General features: G+C 60.7%; 24 protein-coding genes. 6 read left to right on the forward strand and 18 right to left on the reverse strand.

What is annotated here, in order from left to right; all coding sequences use genetic code 11:
- Positions 1-28: 28 nt before the first annotated feature.
- The 7 genes from ACNPM8_RS08505 to ACNPM8_RS08535 form a co-directional block, all read right to left on the reverse strand.
- Entirely contained in the window at positions 29-307 is a 279-nt protein-coding gene (locus tag ACNPM8_RS08505) for an HPr family phosphocarrier protein (RefSeq protein ID WP_448939654.1), read from the reverse strand.
- 51 nt (positions 308-358) lie between these two features.
- Complete coding sequence (gene ptsP / locus ACNPM8_RS08510; RefSeq protein ID WP_402473721.1) at positions 359-2,041, reverse strand: phosphoenolpyruvate--protein phosphotransferase; 1,683 nt, start codon at positions 2,039-2,041, stop codon at positions 359-361.
- Positions 2,038-4,032 (reverse strand): PTS fructose transporter subunit IIABC, encoded by a 1,995-nt coding sequence (locus tag ACNPM8_RS08515; protein WP_448939655.1) that lies wholly within the window; start codon positions 4,030-4,032, stop codon positions 2,038-2,040. Before ACNPM8_RS08515 ends, ptsP begins: the two co-directional genes overlap by 4 nt.
- Before the next feature lie 2 nt (positions 4,033-4,034).
- Positions 4,035-5,012, reverse strand: coding sequence for a 1-phosphofructokinase family hexose kinase (locus tag ACNPM8_RS08520; RefSeq protein WP_105662631.1), 978 nt, complete (start codon positions 5,010-5,012; stop codon positions 4,035-4,037).
- Positions 5,009-5,785, reverse strand: coding sequence for a DeoR/GlpR family DNA-binding transcription regulator (locus ACNPM8_RS08525; RefSeq protein ID WP_105662630.1), 777 nt, complete (start codon positions 5,783-5,785; stop codon positions 5,009-5,011). The genes ACNPM8_RS08520 and ACNPM8_RS08525 overlap by 4 nt, the downstream gene beginning before the upstream one ends.
- 367 nt (positions 5,786-6,152) lie before the next feature.
- Positions 6,153-7,151 (reverse strand): CPBP family intramembrane glutamic endopeptidase, encoded by a 999-nt coding sequence (locus ACNPM8_RS08530; RefSeq protein ID WP_448939656.1) that lies wholly within the window; start codon positions 7,149-7,151, stop codon positions 6,153-6,155.
- Positions 7,152-7,172: 21 nt separating this feature from the next.
- Positions 7,173-7,814, reverse strand: coding sequence for a hypothetical protein (locus tag ACNPM8_RS08535; RefSeq protein WP_448939657.1), 642 nt, complete (start codon positions 7,812-7,814; stop codon positions 7,173-7,175).
- Positions 7,815-7,904: 90 nt separating this feature from the next.
- Here ACNPM8_RS08535 and ACNPM8_RS08540 point away from each other — a divergent pair, with 90 nt between their 5' ends.
- Positions 7,905-8,525 (forward strand): TetR/AcrR family transcriptional regulator, encoded by a 621-nt coding sequence (locus ACNPM8_RS08540; protein ID WP_448939658.1) that lies wholly within the window; start codon positions 7,905-7,907, stop codon positions 8,523-8,525.
- A 43-nt stretch (positions 8,526-8,568) separates the two neighbouring features.
- Here ACNPM8_RS08540 and ACNPM8_RS08545 read toward each other — a convergent pair whose 3' ends face one another.
- The 4 genes from ACNPM8_RS08545 to ACNPM8_RS08560 all read right to left on the reverse strand — a co-directional run bounded on the left by ACNPM8_RS08545 (position 8,569) and on the right by ACNPM8_RS08560 (position 12,525).
- Positions 8,569-9,027 (reverse strand): hypothetical protein, encoded by a 459-nt coding sequence (locus ACNPM8_RS08545; protein ID WP_448939659.1) that lies wholly within the window; start codon positions 9,025-9,027, stop codon positions 8,569-8,571.
- A gap of 286 nt (positions 9,028-9,313) precedes the next feature.
- On the reverse strand, positions 9,314-9,511 hold the full coding sequence (locus ACNPM8_RS08550) for a hypothetical protein (protein WP_146041009.1): 198 nt from the start codon (positions 9,509-9,511) through the stop codon (positions 9,314-9,316).
- A gap of 669 nt (positions 9,512-10,180) precedes the next feature.
- Entirely contained in the window at positions 10,181-11,476 is a 1,296-nt protein-coding gene (locus tag ACNPM8_RS08555) for an Nramp family divalent metal transporter (protein WP_448939660.1), read from the reverse strand.
- 113 nt (positions 11,477-11,589) lie between these two features.
- Positions 11,590-12,525 (reverse strand): dihydrodipicolinate synthase family protein, encoded by a 936-nt coding sequence (locus ACNPM8_RS08560; RefSeq protein WP_441722700.1) that lies wholly within the window; start codon positions 12,523-12,525, stop codon positions 11,590-11,592.
- A 156-nt stretch (positions 12,526-12,681) separates the two neighbouring features.
- Between ACNPM8_RS08560 and ACNPM8_RS08565 the strand changes: the two genes are divergently transcribed.
- From ACNPM8_RS08565 to ACNPM8_RS08580, 4 genes are all read left to right on the forward strand, one after another.
- Positions 12,682-13,707 (forward strand): LacI family DNA-binding transcriptional regulator, encoded by a 1,026-nt coding sequence (locus ACNPM8_RS08565; RefSeq protein WP_448939661.1) that lies wholly within the window; start codon positions 12,682-12,684, stop codon positions 13,705-13,707.
- Between the two features lie 464 nt (positions 13,708-14,171).
- On the forward strand, positions 14,172-14,462 hold the full coding sequence (locus ACNPM8_RS08570; protein WP_448939662.1) for a hypothetical protein: 291 nt from the start codon (positions 14,172-14,174) through the stop codon (positions 14,460-14,462).
- 151 nt (positions 14,463-14,613) lie between these two features.
- Positions 14,614-14,985 (forward strand): DUF6953 family protein, encoded by a 372-nt coding sequence (locus tag ACNPM8_RS08575; protein WP_448939663.1) that lies wholly within the window; start codon positions 14,614-14,616, stop codon positions 14,983-14,985.
- A gap of 278 nt (positions 14,986-15,263) precedes the next feature.
- Positions 15,264-15,689 (forward strand): hypothetical protein, encoded by a 426-nt coding sequence (locus ACNPM8_RS08580; RefSeq protein WP_448939664.1) that lies wholly within the window; start codon positions 15,264-15,266, stop codon positions 15,687-15,689.
- Between the two features lie 71 nt (positions 15,690-15,760).
- Here ACNPM8_RS08580 and ACNPM8_RS08585 read toward each other — a convergent pair whose 3' ends face one another.
- Positions 15,761-16,219: a hypothetical protein gene (locus ACNPM8_RS08585; RefSeq protein WP_448939665.1), complete on the reverse strand. Its 459-nt coding sequence runs from the start codon at positions 16,217-16,219 to the stop codon at positions 15,761-15,763.
- A gap of 237 nt (positions 16,220-16,456) precedes the next feature.
- The gene (locus ACNPM8_RS08590) at positions 16,457-17,980 is read right to left on the reverse strand and encodes a SulP family inorganic anion transporter (protein WP_448939666.1); all 1,524 of its coding nucleotides are present in this window, start codon (positions 17,978-17,980) and stop codon (positions 16,457-16,459) included.
- 186 nt (positions 17,981-18,166) lie between these two features.
- Here ACNPM8_RS08590 and ACNPM8_RS08595 point away from each other — a divergent pair, with 186 nt between their 5' ends.
- Positions 18,167-18,559: a MerR family transcriptional regulator gene (locus ACNPM8_RS08595; protein WP_448939667.1), complete on the forward strand. Its 393-nt coding sequence runs from the start codon at positions 18,167-18,169 to the stop codon at positions 18,557-18,559.
- 308 nt (positions 18,560-18,867) lie between these two features.
- Here ACNPM8_RS08595 and ACNPM8_RS08600 read toward each other — a convergent pair whose 3' ends face one another.
- The 5 genes from ACNPM8_RS08600 to ACNPM8_RS08620 all read right to left on the reverse strand — a co-directional run bounded on the left by ACNPM8_RS08600 (position 18,868) and on the right by ACNPM8_RS08620 (position 24,405).
- Complete coding sequence (locus ACNPM8_RS08600) at positions 18,868-19,578, reverse strand: GNAT family N-acetyltransferase (protein WP_448939668.1); 711 nt, start codon at positions 19,576-19,578, stop codon at positions 18,868-18,870.
- A 1,041-nt stretch (positions 19,579-20,619) separates the two neighbouring features.
- A complete protein-coding gene (locus ACNPM8_RS08605) occupies positions 20,620-21,795 on the reverse strand; it encodes an NAD(P)/FAD-dependent oxidoreductase (protein WP_448939669.1) in 1,176 nt (391 codons plus the stop codon).
- Between the two features lie 49 nt (positions 21,796-21,844).
- The gene (locus ACNPM8_RS08610; protein ID WP_448939670.1) at positions 21,845-22,882 is read right to left on the reverse strand and encodes a Gfo/Idh/MocA family protein; all 1,038 of its coding nucleotides are present in this window, start codon (positions 22,880-22,882) and stop codon (positions 21,845-21,847) included.
- Complete coding sequence (locus tag ACNPM8_RS08615; RefSeq protein WP_448939671.1) at positions 22,883-23,629, reverse strand: amino acid ABC transporter ATP-binding protein; 747 nt, start codon at positions 23,627-23,629, stop codon at positions 22,883-22,885.
- A complete protein-coding gene (locus tag ACNPM8_RS08620) occupies positions 23,626-24,405 on the reverse strand; it encodes an amino acid ABC transporter permease (RefSeq protein WP_254590725.1) in 780 nt (259 codons plus the stop codon). The genes ACNPM8_RS08615 and ACNPM8_RS08620 overlap by 4 nt, the downstream gene beginning before the upstream one ends.
- Between the last annotated feature and the right edge of the window lie 51 nt (positions 24,406-24,456).

The raw sequence follows: 24,456 nt of genomic DNA on the forward strand, positions 1-24,456 counted from the left end.
GCGGCCCCCCCCGGAGCTCGGCTTCGCGCTACTCGGCGTCGTGGTCGGTTTCCAGGATGGCCGCCAACTGCTCCAGGGCAGCTTCGGCTCCTTCGCCTTCGGCGCGCAGCACTACGGTGGTTCCGTGTTCCGCGCCCAGGCCCATCAGCGAGAGGATGCTGGACGCGTCCAGCGCCTCGTCCACGGGCTCGCCCTGAAGGGCGATGGTGACCTCGACCGGCGCCTCGGCCGCGGCCTCGGCGAAGATGGCTGCCGGGCGGGCGTGCAGGCCGACGCGGCTGCCGATGATTGCTGTACGTTCTGCCATGATGGCTCCTTCAGGATCTCTTGAACGGTTGATTCCGGTAAATTCGGGGGCCTAGAGGCCAAATCGGTCCAGCTCGCCCAGCTGCGCGCGCACGGCAGTGCGTGCCGCCTCGGCCGACTCGGCGTCCAAGGCCAGCTGGGACAGGCGCTGCGCAGTGGGCAGGTCCACGGTGCGCAGCACCGCGGCAACCGGTGCCAACGCCCGCTTGTTCATGGACAGGGTGTCCACGCCCAGGCCCACCAGCACCACGGCCAGCGCCGGGTCGGCGGCCGCTTCGCCGCACACTCCGACGGGTTTGCCGCCGGCCGCCTGCGCACCGGCGGCGGTGGCGGCCACCAGGTGCAGCACTGCCGGCTGCCAGGGGTCGTTGAGCTCGGCCAGGGCACCGAGCTGGCGGTCCGCGGCCATGGTGTACTGGGTCAAGTCGTTGGTGCCGATGGAGACGAAATCGCAGCGCTGCAGGATCTGGCCTGCCAGCACCGCCGCCGAAGGGACCTCGATCATGGTCCCGGCGGTGGCCAGGCCAGCGGCCTTGGCCAGCTGCGCGAATTCCTGCGCTTCGGACGCAGTGGAAATCATCGGCGCCATCACCCAGATCTCGGCCTGGTGCTCGCCGGCGGCTTGCGCAATGGCCTGCAGCTGGCGTTCGAGCACGCCCGGGCTGGACAGGTCGGTGCGGTAGCCGCGCACGCCGAGGGCCGGATTCGGCTCGCTGGCATCGGTCAGGAAGGGCAGCGGCTTGTCCGCTCCCGCATCCAAGGTGCGCACCACGACCTTGCGGCCGGGGAAGGCGGCGAAGACCGCACCGTAGGCTGCCACCTGCTCGTCATGGGAGGGCTCCTTGTCCTTGCCCAGGAAGCAGAACTCGGTGCGCAGCAGGCCCACGCCCTCGGCGCCCGCCGCGGCGGCCAGCTGCGCGTCGTCGCCGCTGCCGACATTGGACAATAGCGGCACGCGGTGCCCGTCGCGCAGCTGCCCGGTGCCGGAGAACTCCGGCAGCGCCTCGCGGTTGGCGTAGGTGGCGGCCAGGTGCTCTTCGGCCTCGCCGGGACCGGTGATGACCAGCCCGTCGATGCCGTCCACGAAGACATGGTCCCCGTCGGCCAGCGCTGTGGTGCCGGCAGCGGCCACGATGGCCGGAAGGCCCAGCGAGCGCGCGATGATGGCGGTATGCGATTGCGGCCCGCCATCGGAGGTGACCAGCGCCAGGACCTTGGCCGGATCCAGCGTCGCGGTATCGGCCGGAGCCAGGTCCACCGCGGCGAGGATGAAGGGCTGGTCCGAGTCCGGGATGCCCGGGGCGGGCACGCCGCGCAGTTCGGCGACGATGCGCGAGCGCACATCGAGCACATCCCCGGCGCGTTCGGCCATGTAGCCGCCGAGGGCCGACAGCTGCGTGGCGACCGCGTCGGCGGCCTCCCAGATGGCCGATTCGGCGCAGGTGCCCGATGCCACCAGCTTGGTGGCCGACTTGAGCAGCGTGCGGTCGCTGGCCATCAGCGCGGTGGCCTTGAGCACGGCTTGGGCATCGCCGGTGGCCTGCGCCGCGCGTTCCTTGAGCTGCGCGGCGACCGCCTGCGTGGCCTCGGCCAGGCGCAGGGATTCGGCTTCCGCGCTGGAACCTGCTGGCAGGGGCGCGCCGTCGGCGGGCGGGAGGATGGGGTCGGGCATGCGGCGCACGGATCCGATGACCCGTCCGGCGCTGACGCCTACTCCGGTGAATTTCTGGCTCATGCTGCGGCCTTTGCCTCTTCAGCGGCCCGTGCGGGGGCCTTGCGGACATATTTCTTCAGGATGATCACCAGCGCCGCGGAAACCAGCGTGCCGATCACGGTGGCCACCAGGAACATCGGCCAGGTGCTGTCCATCGCGAAGAAGACGAAGATGCCGCCGTGCGGTGCCTGGGAGAGCACATCGAAGCTCATGATCAGCGAGCCGGTGACCCCGGCACCCACCATGGAGGCCGGGATGACGCGCAGCGGGTCGGCCGCGGCGAAGGGGATGGCGCCTTCGGAGATGAACGCGGCACCCAGCAGCCAGGCCGCCTTGCCGTTTTCGCGTTCCGCCCCGGTGAACAGCTTCGGGGACACCGCGGTGGCCAGGGCCATCGCCAGCGGCGGAACCATGCCGGCAGCCATCACGGCTGCCATGATCATCAGCGGGGCCGGGTTCTCGGCCACCGAACCGGCGCCCAAGCCGGCTACCGCGAAGGAATAAGCGACCTTGTTGATCGGCCCGCCCAAATCGATGGCCATCATCAGGCCCAGGACCAGGCCGAGGATCGCCGCCGCGGTGCCGGACATGCCCGCCAGCCAGCCGTTGAGGGCTTCGGTGAGCTGGGCAATCGGCCCGCCAAGGAACAGGAACATCAGGCCCGAAGCGATGATGGAACCGAGCAACGGCACGATGACCACTGGCATCAGGCCGCGCAGCCAGCGTGGCACGGTCCAGGAATTGATCCAGCGGCAGGCCAGGCCGGCGATAACGCCGCCGACGATGCCGCCAATGAACCCGGCTCCCATGAAGCCTGCCACGGCACCCGCGGTGAAGCCCGGGGCGATGCCCGGACGGTCCGCATAGGCGTAGGCGATGTAGCCTGCCAGCGCCGGAACCAGGAAGGACATGGACAGGGAACCGATCTTGAACGCCACCGCGCCGAGGTAGGCCAGCAAGCCAGCTTCCGGCAGATTGAACAGCGTATTTTCGGTCAAGTACTGGTCTGCTGCATCAGTGATGGCGTAGCCGCCGAGCAGGAAGCCCAGAGCGATCAGCAGGCCGCCACCGGCGACGAATGGGATCATGTAGGAGACACCGGTGAGCAGCGCGCGCTTCAGGCCAGCGCCGAAGCCCTCGGAAGCAGAATCCGTGGAGCGCTCGTTTGCCGTTTCGTTGCCGGCTGGTACCTTGCGGGCCGCCGGATCCTTGGCCGCGGCCAAGGCATCCTTGAGCAGCTTTTCGGGTTCATCCACACCGCGCTTGACTGGAACCTGGATCACTGGCTTGCCGGCGAACCGCGATTGGTCGCGCACGTCGACGTCCACCGCAAAGATCACCGCGTCGGCCTGGGTGATCAATGCCGGATCCAACGGCTTGGACCCCGAGGACCCCTGGGTTTCCACAGCGAAGTCAATGCCGAGTTCTTCGGCGGCCTGTGCCAGGGAATCGGCGGCCATGTAGGTGTGGGCGATGCCGGTCGGGCAGGCGGTGACGGCCACGATCTTCGGCCGCGCCGTGGCAGCGGGTGCAGCTGCTGGTGCAGCTGGTGCGGCGGGGGCATCGGAGAGTACTTCGGAGACCAACGCGACGATTTCCTCGTTGCTCCTGGCTGCACGCAGGGCCGCGGTGAAGGGTTTCTTCACCAGTGCGCGGGCCAGCTTGGAGAGCAGCTTCAGGTGCTCCTTGTCGGCGCCTTCCGGGGCGGCAATGAAGAAGACCAGATCTGCCGGGCCGTCCTTGGCACCGAAGTCCACCGGGGTGCCCAGCCGGGCCATGGCCAGGGTGGGAACGGTGACCGCTGCTGAGCGGCAATGCGGAATCGCGATGCCGCCGGGCACGCCGGTGGCCGTCTTCGCCTCGCGGGCCAAGGCATGCTCGGCCAATTCGGCAGCGCTGGCGGCTCGCCCGGCCTGCGTGATCTGCTGGGCCAGGTACTTGATGACGTCGGTACTCGTGGAACCTAGATGCGCATCCAGGGTGACGAGCCGGGTTTCGATCAGATCGCTCATGGTCAGGATCCTTGCCTTGGGGTGAGTTCGATGACGCTGACCGCATCGATGCGGAGGTCGGTTGGGGTTGGGATGCCGGAGCCGGGCAGCGAGGCCGCCGCGGTTCCGTAGGCGATGGCCTGGCGCAGCTTGAACGCCGGCAAGTGGCCTGCCGTGTCTGCCAGCAGATAGCCGGCCAGCGAGGAATCGCCGGCACCTACCGTGCTGCGCGGGGTGATAGGCTGCGGCCAGCCGTGCCAGCAGCCCTCGGCAGTGGCCAGTACCGCGCCGTGCGCACCCAGGGTGGTGAGCACCGCGGCCCCGGGGCGGCGCAGCAGCTTGGAGCTGGCGCGAGCGGCCAGCCCGGGATCCGCTTCGAGCTGGGCTTCGCCCAGGTCCTCGCCCAGCAGCTCGGCAAGCTCTTCGGCGTTGGGCTTGACCAGATCCGGGATGTGGATCTCGTCGTGGGCGAAGAGCTGGCGCAGCGGCTCCCCAGAGGTGTCCACCGCAATCTTCGGGCACTTCGAGCCCAGCTGCTCGCGCAACGACGCGGTAAGCAGAGCGTAGTAGTTCGCCGGCACCCCGGGTGGCAGCGACCCTGCCATGACCAGCCAATCGGCGCCAGCGCAGGAATCGCGCACCAGCTCCGAGAGCTGCTCCAACGTGGCCGCGTCCAGCTCAGGACCGGCCTCGTTGATCTTGGTGGTCGATCCATCCGGCGAGGTCAGCGTCGTGTTGGTGCGCAGCGCAGCATTGATTTCCAGTGCCCGGTAGGGCAACTGGTCGGCGGCCAGGGCGGCGATGAGCGGATCGTTTCCGGCTCCGGGGAGTACAGCGAGGGTCCGCTGCCCGGCGGCGAGGATGGCCCGCGCAACATTCACGCCCTTGCCTGCGGCCTGCAGGTGGCTGCCAGCGGCCCGCTGCACCGCACCGGGCTGCAATGCGGCGACCAATTCGATGGTCTTGTCCAGCGCCGGGTTGACGGTCAGCGTGATAATCATGCGATCACCACCTCGACATCCGCCGCTTCCAGCGCAGCGGCAAGTTCAGTGCCGGGTTGCTGGTCGGTGACCAGGGTGTCGATGTCTTCGAGCCGGGCGAAGCAGACCAGGGTTTCCTGGTCGAATTTGGATCCGTCGGCCAGCAGCACCACGCGGCGGGCACTGGCGACCAGGGCGCGCTTGACGGCAGCTTCCAGCGGGTCCGGGGTGCTCAGGCCGAATCCTGCATGCAGCCCGTTGGTGCCGATGAAGGCGATGTCGGCCCGGTACTGGGAATACTCCTGCACGGTGCGGGCTCCGCTGGAGGCGCCGGTGATGCCGCGGACCCGCCCGCCGATCAGCTCCAAGGCGACATCCGGGCTGTGGACCAGCACCGAGGCAATGGGCAGGGCGTGGGTGATAACCACCAGTCCGGTGCCCGCGGTGCTCTTGAGCATGCGTTCGGCCAGGATTTCCGTGGTGGTTCCCGCGTCGATGATGACCGAGGCATCGGAGACCGGCAGCAGGCTCAGGGCGCGCTGGGCGATGCGGGCCTTGGACTCGGAATGGATGGCGGTGCGCACCACGTAGCTTTCCTCGCGGGTGCTGGCTTCGGTGATGGTGACCGCTCCGCCGTGGACGCGGCGCAGGTAGTTCTCGGATTCCAGCTGGGCCAGATCCCGCCGCACGGTTTCCCGGGTGATATCGAAGCGCTGCGCGAGCTGGGCGACGGTTACTTTCCCGTCAGCTTCCAGCTGCTCAACGATCAGCCGGTGTCGTTCTTCGGCGAACATTCTTGCCTCCGCAATTCCTCATGACCTGCAACACATTGATCTGTGTTTCCATGACTTTATGCCCGATTATGTGGCATCGTCAAGTGAAAATTTGGGAAATCTTTGGCTTTAGTTGGTTTTGAGTGGGTTTGCTAGGGGTTATGCAGAATCAACGCTGGGAGATATGCGTAACCAAAGCAGCGCCCGACTCGATCCTGTCCTCCGGAAATTGCCATCTGTGCGGCCTCAGCTGACGGGAAACCGCACCCAGGAGCAAGACTCCGGTACATCAGCTGCCTGCGGGCGTTCCCGGTTGTTCCCGACTCCTTCGCTCGACGCATGGCCGCGTTGGAAGCTCTAGATCCGCCCCGCATCAGGACCCGACGGCTCAGTCCGCGGCGTTTTCGGCAGGTGTTGCGGGTTCCTTGGGCGAGTCGGAGTGCGGGCTTGAGTGCACGTGTGCAGGTGTGCGGGCGGGGCCGGATTTTCTTGTGATCCACCAGATGGTGGCGGTGATGAGAATCAGTACTGCGCTGGGGACCAGGTTGGCGAGGGAACCTGAAATTTCTTCGCGGCTATTGAGTGCTCCACCGAGATCGACGTGAAGCGTGGTGCCCAGCACGAGCGCTGTGACGTTGTAGACGATGTGAAGGGCGATGGCGGTTTCAAGCCCGCCGGTGCGCCAGGTGGCGATCGCCAATGACCCAAAGAGCACGAGGTAGGAGGTGAGGATATACGGGTCCAGTGAGCCGTGCATGAGTGAGAAGAGGACAGTGGGGACGATGATGCCGATGAGGGCGCCAGAGCGTGCGCCGCGGGCCCATCCTCCGACGACGCGGAACATGAAGCCGCGGAAGCCGTACTCTTCCCCGGCCGCTGCCAAAGGCGTCAGCAGCATGCCAATCACGAAGTAGGCCACCAGGTCGGCTGTCGTCCACGGAACCTGATCAGCCGGTGCCGCGAGAAAGCCGGCGGCAATGACGAGCAGCAGTGCAGGGCCGAAGGCGAGCAGGGAGCGGGCAAAGATGCCGTATCGGAAGATTCCGGCCACCGAATGCAGCGAGGAGAAGGGGATTCCGTAGAGCAGGCGTTGCAGCAGCATGCAGTACGGGATGAGCAAGGCCAGGGAGAGCGCGCCGGCGGCCTGTTGGAGCGGCGTGAAGCCGGCACGCCCGAGGATTTCGGTGTCGATATGACGGGCACCGAGGAGGGATAGCTGCGCGAAACCTGCAAAGCCCACGAGAAGCAGGGCGATCGCGAGGATCCCGCGCGGGATCCTGCGCTTTTCGCCCGCGTAGACGCGGTGGTATTCGGCGGCGGGCGGAACGCGGGAAGCGGATATCGGTTCGTCGATTTGGAGGAGCCAGTTTGAGGCGGCGTTCGGCATAGTTGATTTCCTTTCGCGGGCTTAGCTGGCGAGTTCGTCGATCCAGCTCGATCGCATCCGCAAGGCTCGTTCTGTGCTGCCAAGGACGGCTGCGAATCCGATGAAAAGGTTGCCCTGGAGCGGGAGTTGCACAGGAGAAGTGAAGGTGCCTATCGAATCGGCGATGGGAGGAATCTGGGATATCGATTCAATGATCTGAGGCGCCGTGATGCACAGGCCGGCGAGGACCAGTGCGGTCGAGACGATGCCGATGAATCGGCTCAGGCCCGGATGCCTGTGATGCAGTCTGGCACGGCGCCCTTCCGCGGATGCGGGATCTGGGGCCAGTTGCAGTTCGCTGCCGCCTGCGGGCATATAGTGGCAGCGCTTGAGTCCGAAGCCATTGGCAGCGACTTCGATGTGGCCGCCTGGGACTGGGAAGCGCGCGGGCATCTTCGAGTACGAGTGCAACGATCCATTCACGTAGAGGCGGGCCCTGATCACGCCATCAGCCATGTCGCCGCCGTGGCGAACATCAACCGTGTAGGTGGATGCTGTCCCATCGGGAGAGGGCAGGGCGATGGTGCGCAAGGACCTGCTGAATATCTGCCACCAGCGCAAGCGCTGCACCGGCTCGCCGGATCCGGAACGCACGCGATGGTTCAGCCACCTTTTGAACTTCATTTTCCGTCCTCGCTTCCAGACTAGTACACCGTAATAGTCAATAATGGGATAGACTAGCACACTGTAATAGTTTTGTAACGAGGGGACGCCATGGGCAGCCAGCCTGATGCATCGAGAGAAGTGGGCACGCGTGAGAAGATCCTGATCGCTGCGGCGACGATGCTCGGCGAGAATCCAACCGCGCGCTTGAGCGTTCGGGCGGTCGCCGCTCGCGCTGAAGTGAGCACGGGTTCGCTGCGGCATTTCTTCCCCACGCAGCGTGCCCTCGTCGACACTGTCGTCGCCGGAATCTACGACGTCGACATTCCCGACGATCCGATCAGCAATCGGGCTCTCATGCCGGCCGAGCGCCTGACCGCATGTTTGCGGCTGCTCCTCGCGCAATTCGGTGCCGGCGATCGCGCCCGGGAGCAATGGGGATTCTTGTATGAGGCGTACGTGGCCTCCGCACCGTCCGAAGATGAGACGAGAACCTACCTCGCGCTAGAGCGGATGGGGCGTCATCGTGTGGAGCGGTGGTTGGGTGCGCTTATTGAGGAAGGTGCAATTCCCGCCGGCCAGATTGAGCAGCGGGCACGATTCCTCGCGACCGTAATCAGCGGCCTCATGACGGAGCGTGCTCTGCCCTCCGAGGCAGTACGGGTTGAAGCTGAAGCGGAAACGCTCCGTCTTGCCGTACACGCAGTGACGACCGCATGGAATGCGGCCTAAGCGGCTCCAGTGCGGGAATGCCTAATCGTCCGCAAGCGGAGCTTCAACCGTGAAGGCGCATGCCTTCGAACAGCCTCTGGCAAGTATCGGAGCTTGGCAAGGCCAGGACTGCCGATTTTGATTGCAGGCTATTGACCGTTGGAATGCAGCCGAGTATCAGCCGCGCCGCGCCATGCACGCCGCCACGATGCTTTGCGGGAGCCTCGATCACATCAGCCGCCGGATCGGAGGTCAACGTGAAACCATGCTTGCCAAGAGCCTCCATCGCCGTGTCATCAGTGGGACGAGCCGGCCACGTGTACACGAGGGCGATGGCCCGGCGATCCAAAGCCGCAGCCAGCAGCAGGCCGGCCGAGAGGTCGTGGCCTGCCGGGTCGAAATAGCAGCCGGTCTCAGCACCGGGGTCATGAGAGCCAGAAGCGAAGTGCTCGGCCAGCTTGGCCGCGCGAATTTCGCCAGTGACGTACGAGAGCGTAGTCCACCACCAGGCCGGTTCTTCCAAGGCAATCGGCAGGGGTTATGCCGGATTGATGGTGGGAGATACGCGCAACCGAAGCAGCGTACGACCCGAGTCTGTCCTCCGTGATTCGCCATCTGTGCGGCCTCAGCTGACGGGAAACCGTACTAAGGAGCAAGGCGTCGGTACGGCAAAGGGCCCGGGGCGAGACTGTCTTGAATTCGACAGGAATCCCAGGCAGCTTCGCGAGTGATTTGCGTCAGGACAAAATTCCCGGATCCATTCATGCCGCTCTCCGTGCCTGAATGCGTTCGGGCGAGTTGGCTGACATTCAACAGTCCTTTGCGCATTCCTTTTCTCCTCGGATATCACTCTGCCAAAAGGATGGATTCTGCCAGAGCAGCGTGGAAGCGATCCGGGGATTAGTTGGAGTGAGCAAATAAGGTCGGCGTTCGCCATGGTCTCCTTCGTTGGTTCGGCGATTGGCGATGGGATCGTTGATGCGTTCGCCCTTGATTTCGAGTTCCATTCGGGCCAAAGCCACCATGCCGGAGAAAAGTAATGGTTCCGATCGGCAATCTCGTGGTGGGGTCACTGCCGTCGAGGCCAGCGACCCGCAGTTCGAGGTTGTATTCGAGAACTTCGTCGGAGAGCTTGATTGTTTTCTAGTTAGAGCGTCCCGACCGAACCAAGAAAGTAATCACCGGAGTTGCATCGGCGGAGTAGCGCGTCGAGTGCTGTATCGAATTCGGGCCGTCCTACCAGCGCACCGCGCAGCTCGTGATGAATCTAGAGGTCATCGCCGCGGACTTCAGCGACGAGGAAGTCCTGGGCTTGGCGGTCGGTGCCTTAGTCTTGGCTGATCAGCGAACGGATCCGATGAGACTGGTTGTGGAATCCTTGAAAAGCGTCTCGCAACTAGTGGGGCCCGCACGATTCAACGACATTAGTTGCGAGACATAGTTGGGAGATTCCAGGACTGGTGAGTTCTCAAGGATTCTCAGGTGGCGAGTGGTGTGCGATGAGACGTCTCACAACCCATAGGTTGCAAGACGTCTCTATTGTTCGAAAAGATATTTTGGGAGGAATCGAATTTCCGGTTTTCCCGGTTCGCCTTGAACGGCAAAACGAATGCAGCATCGCTCCAAACCTGCGTAGGTCTGGAACGATGCTGTGTATATATTTTGCGGTGGCTCTACTATCCGAGCAGTGTAGTGATGAGTCTGATCGAGGAGGCGACGATGGCGACCAGGCCAATTGCCCCGAAGAGGTTCTGCCACCATTTATTGCGCAGATCGCCCATGATGGATGACTTGTTAGCCATGATCACGATCAGTACTCCCAGTAGGGGGGCGATAAGGACGGTTAGGGACTGCGCGATGACGATGAGGCCGACTGGTGAGGCTTGGAACGCGAGGGTCACCACTAAACCGAAGCCCAGGATGAGTCCAGTGATGGTTTTTGCCGTGGGCGATCCTGCTTTTGCGCCTCGTCCAAGTGCGTCTGAAAGCATGGTTCCGCCTGCGGTGGCGTTTGCGATCATGGAGGAGAACGCGGCTCCGGAAAGTCCTAGTGCAAAAACGATGGAGCCGATAGGCCCAGCGAGGGGCTCGAAGACGGAAGCGAGTGCGTTGATGGTACCTACTTCGGCTCCGGTCTTGCCCAGCACGGCGGCGGCAACCATGATGACGAGCATTGTCATGATGCCTGGAGCGATAATGCCGGGGATGGTGTCGACGAGGGTGATGTCGCGGTAGTCGGCCCGTGTGCGGCGGTTTTCCTTGATGCCGTATGAGGTGTAGAACGCTGCGTTGATGGAGAAGTTGGTTCCGACTAGAGCTACGACGAGAATTTCACTTCCTGGCGGGAGTTGGGGAACCATGCCCTCCATGGCTCGGTACCAGTCGGGCTGGGCAACGACTGCGCTGGCAATAAAGGCTATGCCCATGAGGACGACGATCACCAAAAGTACTTTTTCTACGATGCCATAGACATTGCGGAATGCCAGGACGAGAGCTACAGCTGCAGTGCAAACGATGGTCCATAGAACAGGTGATCCTCCGAAGACCATGGACAGGCCGAGGCCTGAACCGACAGCATTGCCGACAGAGAACATGAGGGTAATGCCGAATACACCGAAGCCTGCTGCAATGCCGACCCAGGTGCCCAGCCGTTCTTTGATGGTTGTGATCAAGGATTTGGGTGTGGCTATGCCTAGACGCACGCTCATGTCGGTGAAGAAGATCATGAGGATTGTGGAGATCGCAATCACCCATAGCAAGGTGTAGCCGTAGCGGCTGCCTGCCTGCACGGCGGTGGTGAGGTTGCCGGGGCCGAATTGCCAGGCACCGACGACGAAGGCGGGCCCCATGAGAGCGAGGTAGCCAAGAAAGGTTCGGCGTTTAGTGGGCGTGGGGTTGTTCATGGGAGCTGTACCCTGCAGGTCTCGGGGAGCGGGCGGGGTGGCGGCGACGACGTTGTTCTGCTCGCTCATTGCGAGTCCTCCTTATTTAACACAAGCTTAGGGTGGTCTTCGTTGACCATTGCGACAAGGTGGGAAATGCAAGGGGGTGGTGGCCGTAGCCGCCACCCCCGAAGAGCCCGTGATTAGGCTGAGACCGTTACGTTGCCAAGATTCGCTGCTTGCAGGGCAAGGGCTATTTCCTTATCTGCGCCTTCGGCAAGGGGGAGCAGCGGCGGACGTACCGTGGCGTGCTCCAGGATTCCACGTGCGACCAGGCCTTCCTTGAGTGCTACGGTGCCTTCCATGTGAGATCCGCGGTGGTACACGTTCTTCGTGACTGGGAGGATACGGTCATGAATGGCGCGGGCTGCAGCGTAGTCCTTGGCCTTCCCGGCAGCAATCAGCTCGACCAGCGGCTCCGGCGCCAGTCCACCGTAGCCGACGAGTGCTCCGTCGACGTCGAACATGGTGTGCAGCAGGTATTCGTCGTGGCAGGTGAGGATCTGCAGGTCCGGGTAGGTTTCGCGAAGGACCGGGATTTCGGTGTCCCAGCGCTTCATGTTCCGCACGCCGTTCTTGGTTGCGAAGACGCCTTCCTGGCCGGCGATTTCAAGCTGGGTTTCCAAGTCGTAGGTGGCTTTGGTGGCATCTGGGTATTGGAAAAGGATCAGCGGAAGGCCGCTGGTCTCGTAGATTTCCTTGTAGCGTGTCTGAGGTGCGCCCTTTTGGTACCCGAAGCGCAACCAGCCGTGGGAAGGGTAGACCAGGCCTGCAGAAGCGCCCGCCTCGACAGCTCGCTTGGCTTCCAGTGCGGCAACGGTGTTACCTTCGCCGGTGATTCCGGCAATGATGGGGATTTCGCCATTCACTGCGTTCTTGAACTCTCGAATGACCTGGGCTTGCTCATCCTGGGTCAGAAAGGTTCCTTCGCCAGCGTGGCCGAGCACAACTAGGCCTTTGACACCGTCTACGCTAGCGAGCCATCCGCCCAGCCGGTGGATTGCCTCGACGTCGACGCTGCCATCGCGGTTGAACGGGGTTACTGGTGCGGGAACGAGTCCGCGAAGATCGATGGTCATGAGAACTTCCTCTGCTTGTCGGTATTTCCCGTTATGATGAAAACGATTGCGGGAACGTTTTCATTCTGCAGTGTGTTTGAGATCACTGTCAAGGGGTATTTATGAAAAGATGGAAATAGAGTGTCTACTTAGACGGACTCGACGAGGAGGATTCTCATGGAACAGGTGGTCACGGGCGCTGCAGTGACATTGAAAGATGTTGCCGCCGCTAGCGGAGTCAGCCTCTCCACGGCCAGTCGCGCTTTGGATGATCGGGGCACACCAACGCGTTCAGCAGCTGCTCTACACGTGCGCAAGGTGGCTGAGGAACTCGGGTATAGGCGCAATTCCTTCGCCTCGAACCTGCGCAGGGGGCAGACGCGAACCCTTGGGGTCCTAGTTCCGCGGCTCAGCGATACGGTGATGGCATTGATGTTCGAGGAGCTGGAGCGTGCTGCGTCCGCACGAGGGTACTTCGCGATGGTCGCCACCAGTGGAGATGATCCTGAAGACGAGAGGCAGGCGGCTGAAACTCTGCTGGATCGCAATGTGGACGGACTTATTTTGGCGACTGCCCGCACAGAGGATGGCTTGCCGAAGTATCTTCGCGAAAGCAAGATCGCCCATGCGCTGGTACTGCGCACTGATGGGGTCAGTCCTTCCTCGATCGGCGATGATGAAGTGGGCGGATATCTTGCCGTCCGTCACCTAGTGGATCTTGGGCACCGCGATGTAGCGGTAGTGACGGGTCCTTCCTTCACCTCCACAGGAATTGCGCGCCTAGCCGGTGCACGCAGGGCGCTGGAGGAAGCTGGCATCCATTCTCCTGAAGAGTGGCTGATTGCGGCCGGATATGGCATAGAAAGCGGTTACTCAGCCGGCAGGGCGCTGCTGGAGAGTGGTACCCGGAAGCCCAGCGCAGTGTTTGCGGCCAACGATAATCTTGCAATGGGAGTGATAGCCGCGGCTCAGCACTCTGGAATCAGCGTGGGCGAAGAACTGGCTCTGGTCGGCTATAACGACATCCCGATGTCAGCTCTGCTGCCCACCCCACTGACGTCAGTCAGAGTTCCGCTAGACCAGATCGCCAGCAATGCGATTGATCTGATTGTCAATCCAGGTAAAGAGCCGCAAATCCGCAAGTCCATGCCGAGCTTGATGCCCCGTGCTTCCAGCGGTGTTCCCCGCTCAGCAGATAACTAGGGCCGCTCTGAAAAGCACCCTCCGCTATTTCATATTGCCGAACGCACCGGGTCGTTTTAATCCCCATGTTCAGCCGGAGAGATGCGAGTCGCGCGTCTGGGGGGGTGGCATCCCAGTCCTTGTGATGTGCAAGATTGCCGTGTGGGCATGGCCTAACGGCCTGCTTGGGTCTATTCCTCCGGGCCGCAGAAGAGTGAGTGCTGGTTCCCGTTAGATTAAGATGGATTCGTTACATAGTTTGTGGCAATGGGTTTTGCGACGAAGTAGCCTTGGAAATCTATTGATTTTTTCGCCTGCTACGTAAATTGCCGAAGAGACTTCTTAGGTGCGTCAAAAACGACCGTTTTTGATGTTTCGTAAGGGGAACCTAAAGTGCGTCGACACTTACTAGCTCCAGAGACCGGACGCTGGGAAGCCAGCAAACCTACCCGGAGCGAACCGTTCCAAGCTTGTATATTGGTGCCATGCGCGCCATAGAAACAGTTCACGCTGAACCACTTGACTTAGACGATTCACCCTCCTATCGAGTCAACTTTTGGGAACAACCTCATCCTGCATCCGGATGGAACTTGGACGCTTTTGCCCTAGTTGAAGTGCAGGACGTCTCAGAGGCACTCCGTTGGGCAGAAAAGCAAGCGAATGGGCGGATCTTCGAGCTGTTCGCAGAAGTGGACTCCGAACCAGAGAACCCGTTCGACACACCTCGAAAAACAGCGCTGATTCGCCTGTTTGGAAGCAATCCTAACGCTAGGTAGGCAGGCGACCGTTACTAGAAATCGGCGTTTAGATTAAAGATCTAATTGGCTTTACATAAGTGCCCAGCAGCGGAGCCCTCTGTGGGACGTCCAAACAAGGTCGAAGCCAATGCGCTGTGACCCTCGACATGCCGCGGATAGAGTTAGCCCTATGACAAAAATCAAAGAAGAAGCACCCACGGTAACGGCAGCAGTTATAGGAAAGTGGCTCTTTGAACAGATTCAAGAAGCATCCCCCAGGCACTATTACCAGTCTCATGCGGTGATGCACATAAGAACTTCTTTTGGCGAGGAGTGGTCCTACAAAAACCAAAATGGAAACTGGTCCATCAGCAAGGAAATCCTCAAAGAATTCGGGAAGCTAAAGGAAACTGATCTAAACATTCAATGGGACAGCGGCAGTCAAGCTTGGCAGCGTTTGACGGACGAAAAACTCCAGCATCTTTTGGAACGTAAAGCTATTCAGAAGCAACGCAGGGAAGAACGCGCGCTGCTCAAAGCGGAACAGAAGAATAAGGCGTAGCCATACCGAAATTGCTCGGAATTGGTTCTGGTAGCTAAGGCTTGTTCAAAGAGCGCTCTTTTAAGGAATTGACGACCCCAGAGCCGTCGCACTATGGCGTGGAGCCGTCGGTTCAGAATTGGAGTTCTGGTGGCCCGTTGGCCGTCCGATCCGCGGGATACTGCAATTGTCATAGATTTGCCAGTTACTCCGATCTGAAGTCTTTTTGCATCATCTACGGGACTGCCACGGCTGCACTATTGCCGCGTCATGTCGGTCCGGCAAAGTAGGCTGGCCGCATGACAAAAGGCTTTGAAGATGACGATCACACGGAATTTATCCGTCTCGAAGGTACAGGCAACAAAGACAAGGACGATCATGTCCTCTCGCGCGCAGCCTTCCAGCTTCACAGCTTCGGAATGGTGAACAGCATAAGCGATGGCAACCCGGTTTTCATTTCCGACGAATACCTAAACAACATTGCCGCCGAAACTACGCTTACGGCAATGGAACTTGTCAGCGCTGGACTCTGGGAACGCTCCATGGAGGGCTATCTTGTGACCGATTCAAAAATGCTCGAAATGGTCCTCGACGCCAACGAGCGCATGAAGGACTTCTTTCCTCACGATCCGGAAGGTTGTCCAGGGCACAGTCGTGGCCCGAACAGTCAAAATCGTTGCCGCTTCTGCGGCATCGAGGTCAGTGACGAGGACCAGCCTCTCTAGACGCTCCATGGCCTTCCCTGGGATTGCCAAAGTAGGGTGTCAATCATTCTACGTGTCACAGCATTATGAAATTACACGCCATCTCTGGCGGTGATACGCTCCCGGATCTCCCGCGTAACGTCATTGAGCGCGATATGTGCTTCCGCGGCCCGACGCTGCAATTCTGGTTGCTCATTGTCATCGACATATGCGAGGAGTTCAGCGTCGGTCTGGGCTACCCTTTTCGCCCAGTTGCGCGGCAACCTTTCTGGGCCCATAACACTAATCAACGCTCCTGCTTCGGCCCCCATATCCTTACTGACCGTCGAATCAGAATGCCCGCCGCGCCGCAAATTCTGAAGTAGCTTCAGCAACGACTCCTGCTCAAACATCAATTGCCCATGTTCCAGCGCCGCCCGTCGGTCCTCGGCCGCGATCAGACGCGAGTTCCGCCGGTCTAGTGCCGATACGACGAGAGCGACCACCGATGCGGCCACGGCAACCACCACGGCACCGGCTTGGACCAACAAGGTCACTTCATTTATATCCATGACGTACAGCCTATGTGGCGGCAGGGAATGCTGTGCCGTGATTCTTCATGAACCACCACAGTGCCGGATAGGACGGACGCAGCGTCCGGTAAAGAATATGTTCGGATAAGGTTTCTACAGTCCCGTAAGAGGAACCTCCTACGATACATATTCTCAAGAGTCCGGTAGAGAGCGGATGAGGCCCATGGCTCTCCGTGCTGATTAGCAGAAAAACCACGGGCCTCTCGGGTATAACGGCTAGTGTCCGGCTCCTAGCTTTCCGCCCATGCGTTCGCGCATTTTGAGGCTGGCCGCGTTTAGGCCCTCGATTTCGACGGTCTTACCGTATTTCGCGTATTTGGCAGTGATGGCGTCCAGTGCGGCGATGGTGGAGGCGTCCCACAGGTGCGAGTTGTACATGTCGATAACGACGCGATTGGGGTCCTCGACGTAGTTGAACTGGGTGTAGAGATCGTTGGAAGAAGCGAAGAACAGTTCGCCGTTGACCTCGTACTTGGCGATCTGCTCCTCGAAGTGCTCCTCCAGGCGGCGTTCCACGGTGACCAGGTGGGCTACCCGGTTGGCGAAGAGCACCATCGCGGTGAGCACGCCGACCCCGACCCCGATGGCGAGGTTGTGCGTGGCGACGGTGACCACGACGGTGGACAGCATGACGGTGGTTTCGCTCTTGGGCATCATGCGCAGCGTGGAAGGGTGGATGCTGTGCCAGTCGAAGGTGGCTATGGAAACGAAGATCATTACCGCGACCAGTGCGGCCATCGGGATCAGCGCCACGATGTCGCCCAGTGCCACGACCAGGATCAGCAGGAAGGTTCCGGCCAGGAAGGTGGAGATGCGGGTGCGTGCCCCGGAGGCCTTGACGTTGATCATGGTCTGCCCGATCATCGCGCAGCCGCCCATGCCGCCGAAGAATCCGGTGATGATATTCGCCGCGCCCTGGCCCCAGGATTCGCGGGTCTTGTTCGAGTGGGTGTCGGTGACGTCATCGACCAGCTTGGCGGTCATCAAGGACTCGAGCAGGCCGACGAAGGCCATGGCCAGTGCGTAGGGAAAGAGGACCTGCAGGGTTTCGAGGTTCAGCGGGATATCCGGGAAGAACAGTGTTGGCAGGGACTCGGGCAGCTGGCCCTTGTCGCCCACGGTGGGTACGGCAACCGAGGCGAATACGGTGATCAGCGTCAGCACCACGATGGCCACCAGCGGGGCGGGGATGGCGGTGGTGAATTTGGGCAGGCCGAAGACGATCAGCAGACCCAGGATCGTGAGCGGGTAGACCAGCCAGGGGGCTCCGAGCAGTTCGGGAACCTGGGACATGAAGATCAAGATTGCCAGCGCGTTGACGAATCCGACCATGACCTGGCGTGGAATGAAACGCATCAACTTTGCCACGCCCAGCAGGGCCAGGATGACTTGGAAGATTCCGGCGAGGATGACGGCGGCAATGAAGTAGTCCACGCCGTGGCTTTTCACCAGCGGGGCGATGACCAGGGCAATGGCTCCCGTTGCCGCGGAGATCATGGCCGGACGTCCGCCCAGGAAGGCGATGGAGACGGCCATGGTGAAGGAGGCGAACAACCCAATGCGCGGGTCTACCCCGGCGATGATGGAGAAGGCAATGGCCTCGGGGATCAGGGCCAGGGCCACGACAAGTCCGGCCAGGACCTCGGTCTTGAGCAGACGTGGGGATTTGAGGGTGTGAAGGACGGCTTGCCGTTCTTCCGGGGCCAGGATCGGGTGTCCTGCCGTGGTTTTCGTGGCCATTGATGGCTCCGTTCAAGGGAAATTGGCGCTCTTGTGCGCTCGGGTACATGAAATGATGAGGGGTCGGCGCGTCCTTGTGTTGCGCTGGTTGGCTACGGCGAGGAATGGCCGTGGCGACTCACCGAACGAAACCAACTCTACCCTAACGTGAGGGTAGAGTTGGAAGTCGAGGAAACAGGAGAACCCATGACTGACACCCCCACCCCAGCCACCGATGAGAGGACCATGCACATCGGGGACCTGGCCGAGGCCACGGGCCTGTCCCAGCGAACCATCCGCCACTACGACGAGGTGGGCCTACTCCCGGCCACAACTCGCAGTGAGGGAGGCTTTCGGATCTACACAGACTCTGACCTTCAGCGCATGTTGGTGATTCGTTCCATGAAGTCACTGGGGTTCACTCTGGAAGAAATGGGCGATCTGCTGGACACGGTTGACGCACTGGTCGCCGATTCAACCGACTTGAAGGCCCGGGCCAAGCTGGCGGAATTCATTGACCGGGCCAACGCGAAGCGCGCCAAGCTCGCCTTGAATCTCAGCCGGGCTGATTCTTTTATTCAAGACCTACAGGGCAAATAGTTCCCTCGCAGGCTACCGGCCTAGTGCGGGGGGCCAATCGTTCATTGAAGATCTGAGTAGTTTCACGGTCCCGTAGGGCTATGTTCGGAATGAAATTTTGGAACGTCTCGTAAGCCGGTCCGCTTAAGAGAACACCCCACGCTGACTAAGACCTTTGAAAGCACGCGCTTTGGGGTATACGGGAATCTAAAATCTTTGAAAACTCGGAGTTTCGAAAATTTACCAAGTCAACGGATCGAGTGTCCCGTATGGCGACCGGCTTACGGTAAGTGGCGAATGATTGTGGTCATGATTCGCAAATCAACCGTTCATGATCCATTTAATAGTCGTGTCGTCATCTTCTTTTCGAATCTGAATGATCGATCCGGGCCGGGGTGAATGCCTGCGCCATCTTCTTCCCGAAAGTCGCTGGAGTCCTCTTCCTCTCGGGGGTGACCGGGGTGGAAGAACTCGACAGCCTGGAATCCGCATGTATTGATGTAGAAATGGATGTTCCGCTGTTCGAAGTATGGGGTTTCAGTTTCCCAGACAGTGGTGTCCGGATACCGGGCTTCTATAGCCTTCCAAACTTGTGCGCCGGTGCCGCGACCTTGATGGCCTGCGTCGATAAAAAACAGCTCTAGACTGCGACGCCCTTCTTCATGAGGTGAAATGACTCTTGGTGCAATAACGACGCCTCCAATGGTTGCTCCGTCTTGCATCACCTGCAGTACATCCGAGGGAGGGTCATTCAAGACCTCGCGCATTTCGTCTTGCTTAGGAATCGGTTCTTCGCCCGGCTGGAGTCCAGCATCGCGCAGCCCCGCCATGAACGCCGCTTCCATACGTTCGAGCCAGAGGCTCCAGTGTGCTCTTTCCGTCGTAACTAAACTGATGGGGGACGTTTGAGGCTTCAAATAAATTTCCTTCTTTATCTTTTCAGCAGGAACGGTTTTTATCCGATGTTTCTGGTAGGAAGATCCAGCTGCACTTATGGATATCAACTTTACTGCGCTCTCAATAGACTGAAGGGATAGCAAGAGCGCTCACAGGTGGGGAGAGCTGGTTCATGGGTTCGTGTACAACCTAAGGTTGCATCACGTGAGGTATCTCGGATGCTGCAATTTTGGAGCTGGGTGCGGTCGGTCGCTTGGTTCCTGCTGTCCAGGTGTGCGTAGGAAAAGCAGCAGAGCAGGATGCCATCCGCGTGCTTGGTAGAGGCTTGTTATCTTGTTTTTTTACTACGCAGCTTCTGCGATCGCAGCATTCTGTTCGCTCTACGGGGCTGTTCCTGATCTTATATTCCCAGGACATGGACAGGGGGCTTCAGCCATTTGCAATACGGCTGGAGCTGAACCGCAAGATCCGGCACGCCAACGCGACAGGAATACGATTGCGTCCTGTTCCAACGGATGCTTAATGGACGAGCGGGCCCACTATTTTTTGGGGAACAGAGATGCGTCTGTTAGAAGTAGGTAGTAGCTTTGCGCAGCACCTCTTCTTCCGTCTCCACTTCGCGGATGTGCTTGAGCGCTTGGGATATTTCCTTGCGTTCATCTGTTTCGGCTGATGAGTTCATCCTGTAGGGCTGGAAGCGAGCTTCACTGACCCTAGTTTGCAGTGCTGCCTTGAGATCCTAGATTTGTAACGACGTGTCTCTGGTACATCCCCGACGCCGCGAGGAAGGGATACCGTCTTGCCCGACCTCGTCAGTAGGGATTCTTGGCATGGTGCATGTTTCCGTCGGTTTAGCTCAACCATAGGTGGTTTTGCGGTCGAAGTATCAACCTAACCTATAGCAGATCCTTTCTTTGGTTTTAAGAGGCTCTTCAGATTCAGGTGGGTGGGGATTGGCATTCAGCATCGGTGCGGCGGAAGATCTTTGGCGTGGGTGGAATCAGAAACGGCCACCGAGAATCATGAGTAGTGGATTCCGGTGGCCGTTATCGGCTAGATGAAAAAATGAGTTACTCAGTGATTGCACTGAACGGGGGCTTGTCCGGTTTTCTACGGCATGATTCTCAGATTCTTTCGCCGTGGTGGATCTTGACCGGTGTACAAGACCCACCCCGGCCACAGGATCACTGCCCGGCTGGCACCCAGGCGCCGGTTCCGGCGGCGTTTCCGCGCGCTTGCTCCTTGAACCGCGCAAGGCGGAAGGAGCGCAGGACGGGGCTGCTTTGACCCGTGGTGATTTCTTCGGCCAGCAGCTCGCCAAGAATTAGTCCAAGGGTAGCGCCGGAGTGCGTGAAGAGGACATGCAGCCCCTGGATGGACGGAACCGGTCCAACCACTGGTTCGCCGTCATGCGGGATCGGCTTGAGGCCGGCTCCCACGCGATTGGCGGTCAGCACGGGGTTTCCTGTCAGTACCTTCGAGGCTTCATCGAGAAGCCCCTGCACTGCGTTCGAAGGAACCGTGAAGCTTCCGTCAGGTTCGGCCACGACGGTGTGCTCTGACCAGTCAGCGTCCAGCACCAGGCGCCCATCGGGGGGGGGGCGCACGGCAACACGAGGGGTGTTGAGCACCGTGCGCACTGGGTGGTCCACTGGGTCGGTGAAGAGCACGAAAGCTGCGGGAGTGGCATCTGGAACGGTAACCCCCAGAGCCTCAAGCTGCGCAGGCACCTCGCCTCCGGTGGCCAGCACCACTTCGTCGGCATCGATGATGCTGCCATCGGCCAGGGTGATGCCTACCGCCCGCGAATCACGCATGGCGAGAGTTGCGGGCCCGGCGTGCTCGATGATCTTCGCACCGTGGGACACGGCTTCGGCGGCGAGTGCCGGCACGAAATGGGGCAGGTCGACCCAACCTTCGCCAGGGTTGTAAATGGCACCTTCCTCGGCGACGGCGGAGGCATCCACATCAGGGGCGATCTCGGGGATCTGCTCCCGGTCGATCCACCGTGAATCGTAGCCGCCCGAGCGCTCGAACTCGTAGGTGGTGCGGAAGCTCTCGCCGTCAGCTGCCCATTTCAGGGCGCCGTTGAACCGGAGGTATTCCTTGCTTTCGGGATGGCAGTTGCTCCAGGTGCGGTAGCGGTCCATGGCTAGCATGCGCAGATAGTGGTAGTCGGCGGAGCGGGCTCCGGATGAATTGAGCCAGGCAATGGAACGGCTGCTTGCACCGTCGGCCAGGCTGCCGGACGTGACCAGCGTGACCTTGGCGCCGTTGCGTGCCAGATGCATGGCGGTGGAGACACCTAGAATTCCGCCACCGATAATGGCTACGTGCTTTACAGGGTGAGATGAGGACATTGGTGTGCTTTCTTCAGTACTAGATGGTGGTGCGCAGTTTGGGGAGGATTTATCCGGACGTCGTGCTGTGGTGAATGTCTTCAATTAGGCGCAGAACGCTCAGGCTGTCCGCCGGGTCGACCGGAATCGGGCCGTTTGAACGCAGGCAGTTATGCAGGAGCCGATAGAATTGGGGATAATCCCCGGGCTCGGTCGGCACCGTGTGTGCGTCGTGGCCCAAAACCATCTGGCCCCAAGCTGATTCCGGGGTTCTTCCGTACTCGGCATGCTCCACGCCCATCCCGGATGCCAGTTGGGGTTCTTGCGGGTCGAGCCCCTCGGTGCAGTAGGCGCCGAGGCTTCCGGCGACTTGGAATCGGGGGCCCGGCGAGGCATTCAGGCTGCTCATGGTCAGCCGGGATTGCGTGCCCGAGTGGTGGTTGAGCACCAGATGCGCGTCTTCTTCGGCAGTGGCCTTTTCGGTCAATGCGCGTAGCGAACTTTGCATCGACTCGACGGGGCCGAAGAGCTCAACAGCCTGGTCGATGAGGTGGGTGCCCAAATCGTAGAGGATGCCTCCGCCGTCCTGAGCTGTCAACTTGGCCTTCCAGCTGCGCATTCCTTCGGGCTTAAACCATTCGAAACGCGACTCGAAGCTGTGGACCTGGCCCAGGATCTTCTCAGCCAGCAGTTGCTTGACGGTGAGGAAGTCGCCGTCCCATCGGCGGTTCTGGTAGACGGTAAGCGTAAGCCCGCGCTGGCCGGCCAGGGCAATCAATTCTTCACCCTGGGCGCTGCGCACCACGAAGGGCTTGTCGACCACCACATGCAGTCCGTGTTCCAGGGCGGCACGGGCAATCTCGTAATGGGTTGGCGGCGGGGTTCCGATCACCAGCAGATCCAAGTTCTCTGCTGACTCGAGCACTTCCTGATAGCTGGGAACGATGGCGGCCCGCGGGTATGCCCTGGCGGCTTGCTGCTGGCGCTCGGGATTGGACGTGGCAATCATTGAGATCTCGAAGTCCGGGTTTGCGGCCAGCAACGGAGCATGGAAAACCCTGCCGGAGACGCCGAAGCCGATGATGGCAGTACGGATGTTTGCTGGCATCTAGAGCACCTCGTTCAGGAAACGGCGCAGCCGTTCGGATTTCGGATGGTTGAACAAGTCATCCGGAGTCCCGGATTCAATGACTTCTCCTTCGTCCATGAAGACGACTTGATCGGCGACTTTGCGGGCGAAGCCCATTTCATGGGTGACTACCACCATGGTCATGCCGCGCTGGCAGAGGCTGGCCATGAGGTTCAGCACGCCCTTGACGAGTTCAGGATCCAGCGCGCTGGTGGCCTCGTCGAAGAGCATAATTTCCGGTTCCATGGCCAGGGCGCGGGCGATAGCCACGCGTTGCTGCTGGCCGCCGGAGAGGTCCCGTGGACGATGGTCTGCGCGTTCGGCAAGGCCGACTTCGGCCAATCGCGCGAAGGCCAGCTCTTCGGCCTTCTTGCGATTCATTCCCTTGATCTTCCACGGTGCCAGCGCAACATTCTGCAGGGCGGTGTGATCGGGGAAGAGGTTGAAATGCTGGAAGACCATGCCGATGCGCTTGCGGACATCATCTGGCCGGTCCCCGAGGATCGAGGAGCCGTTGACGGTGACATCGCCACGCTTGGGCTCGTGCAGCCGGTTGATGCCGCGCAAAAGGGTGGATTTGCCAGAACCGGAAGGACCGATAATGCATGTGGTGGTCCCAGGAGCGACCTTGAGATTGATATTGTGCAGGATCTCGATGTCGCCGTAGGCCATCGCCAGATTTGTCAGTTCCAGCGAGGAACCGTGAAACTCCTTGATTGCGGTCATGCCCGCCCTCCTTGTGCCGAGGTTTCCAGTTCAGTAACTTCTTTCAATCCGCTGGTGGGCGGGGTAGCTTTGCGCCGTCCCGTGCGGAATTTCTGATCGATGTAGTTCACCAGGTGGGTCAGCGGGACGGTGATCACCAGGTAGAAGATGCCGGCGGCGACCAGCGGCGAGAGATTGCCGGTGAGCACCGCGGCGTCCTGGCCCACTCGGAAGAGTTCGCGTTCCAGGGGGAGCAGCCCGAGGAAGTAGACAAGCGAAGAATCTTTCACGATGGCAATGAACTGGTTCACCATTGCTGGCAGCACGCGTCGGATGCCCTGCGGAATGACGACGAGCAGCATGGCCCGTCCATAGGACATGCCTAGTGCCCGGCAAGCTTCAAGCTGGCCCTTTTCCACTGACTGGATGCCGGATCGGAAGATTTCTCCGATGTAGGCGCTGGCGATGAGGCTGAGCGCGATTATTCCCAGTGGATAGGGGGAAGGGCCGAAAATGTCCTGCGAGATACCGGTGAATCCACGCCCAATGAGCAGAATGGTCAGAATGGCCGGCAAGCCGCGGAAGAGATCGGTGTAAATGCGTGCCGGGACTCGAAGCCAGCGCGTTTGGGCGATGCCCATGACAGCGACTAGCATGCCGAGAACCATGCCAATGATGGTTGCAGAGATCGAGATGATCAAGGTGTTGACCAGCCCGGTCTTCAGCAGCTGGGGGAGTACCTCCAGCATGGAGCCGAAGTCCAAAAAGGTCTTGGAGATGCTATCGAAGAATTCCATAAATGTTCCTTGCCCTTCTGTGGTGCGCGGCGTGCCGCTGGGCACCGTCGA

This window comes from Glutamicibacter sp. AGC46 (genome assembly GCF_053543715.1).

Excerpts from the sequence above, each read along its gene's own strand:
- ACNPM8_RS08615 (WP_448939671.1), bottom strand. The coding sequence starts at position 23,629 with ATGACCGCAATCAAGGAGTTTCACGGTTCCTCGCTGGAACTGACAAAT.
- ACNPM8_RS08555 (WP_448939660.1), bottom strand. The coding sequence starts at position 11,476 with ATGAGCGAGCAGAACAACGTCGTCGCCGCCACCCCGCCCGCTCCCCGA.
- ACNPM8_RS08535 (WP_448939657.1), bottom strand. The coding sequence starts at position 7,814 with ATGAAGTTCAAAAGGTGGCTGAACCATCGCGTGCGTTCCGGATCCGGC.
- ACNPM8_RS08520 (WP_105662631.1), bottom strand. The coding sequence starts at position 5,012 with ATGATTATCACGCTGACCGTCAACCCGGCGCTGGACAAGACCATCGAA.
- ptsP (WP_402473721.1), bottom strand. The coding sequence starts at position 2,041 with ATGAGCCAGAAATTCACCGGAGTAGGCGTCAGCGCCGGACGGGTCATC.
- ACNPM8_RS08605 (WP_448939669.1), bottom strand. The coding sequence starts at position 21,795 with ATGTCCTCATCTCACCCTGTAAAGCACGTAGCCATTATCGGTGGCGGA.
- ACNPM8_RS08590 (WP_448939666.1), bottom strand. The coding sequence starts at position 17,980 with ATGGCCACGAAAACCACGGCAGGACACCCGATCCTGGCCCCGGAAGAA.
- ACNPM8_RS08540 (WP_448939658.1), top strand. The coding sequence starts at position 7,905 with ATGGGCAGCCAGCCTGATGCATCGAGAGAAGTGGGCACGCGTGAGAAG.
- ACNPM8_RS08530 (WP_448939656.1), bottom strand. The coding sequence starts at position 7,151 with ATGCCGAACGCCGCCTCAAACTGGCTCCTCCAAATCGACGAACCGATA.
- ACNPM8_RS08585 (WP_448939665.1), bottom strand. The coding sequence starts at position 16,219 with ATGGATATAAATGAAGTGACCTTGTTGGTCCAAGCCGGTGCCGTGGTG.
- ACNPM8_RS08580 (WP_448939664.1), top strand. The coding sequence starts at position 15,264 with ATGACAAAAGGCTTTGAAGATGACGATCACACGGAATTTATCCGTCTC.
- ACNPM8_RS08505 (WP_448939654.1), bottom strand. The coding sequence starts at position 307 with ATGGCAGAACGTACAGCAATCATCGGCAGCCGCGTCGGCCTGCACGCC.
- ACNPM8_RS08560 (WP_441722700.1), bottom strand. The coding sequence starts at position 12,525 with ATGACCATCGATCTTCGCGGACTCGTTCCCGCACCAGTAACCCCGTTC.
- ACNPM8_RS08610 (WP_448939670.1), bottom strand. The coding sequence starts at position 22,882 with ATGCCAGCAAACATCCGTACTGCCATCATCGGCTTCGGCGTCTCCGGC.
- ACNPM8_RS08595 (WP_448939667.1), top strand. The coding sequence starts at position 18,167 with ATGACTGACACCCCCACCCCAGCCACCGATGAGAGGACCATGCACATC.
- ACNPM8_RS08525 (WP_105662630.1), bottom strand. The coding sequence starts at position 5,785 with ATGTTCGCCGAAGAACGACACCGGCTGATCGTTGAGCAGCTGGAAGCT.
- ACNPM8_RS08515 (WP_448939655.1), bottom strand. The coding sequence starts at position 4,032 with ATGAGCGATCTGATCGAAACCCGGCTCGTCACCCTGGATGCGCATCTA.
- ACNPM8_RS08620 (WP_254590725.1), bottom strand. The coding sequence starts at position 24,405 with ATGGAATTCTTCGATAGCATCTCCAAGACCTTTTTGGACTTCGGCTCC.
- ACNPM8_RS08575 (WP_448939663.1), top strand. The coding sequence starts at position 14,614 with ATGACAAAAATCAAAGAAGAAGCACCCACGGTAACGGCAGCAGTTATA.
- ACNPM8_RS08565 (WP_448939661.1), top strand. The coding sequence starts at position 12,682 with ATGGAACAGGTGGTCACGGGCGCTGCAGTGACATTGAAAGATGTTGCC.
- ACNPM8_RS08550 (WP_146041009.1), bottom strand. The coding sequence starts at position 9,511 with ATGGAACTCGAAATCAAGGGCGAACGCATCAACGATCCCATCGCCAAT.
- ACNPM8_RS08570 (WP_448939662.1), top strand. The coding sequence starts at position 14,172 with ATGCGCGCCATAGAAACAGTTCACGCTGAACCACTTGACTTAGACGAT.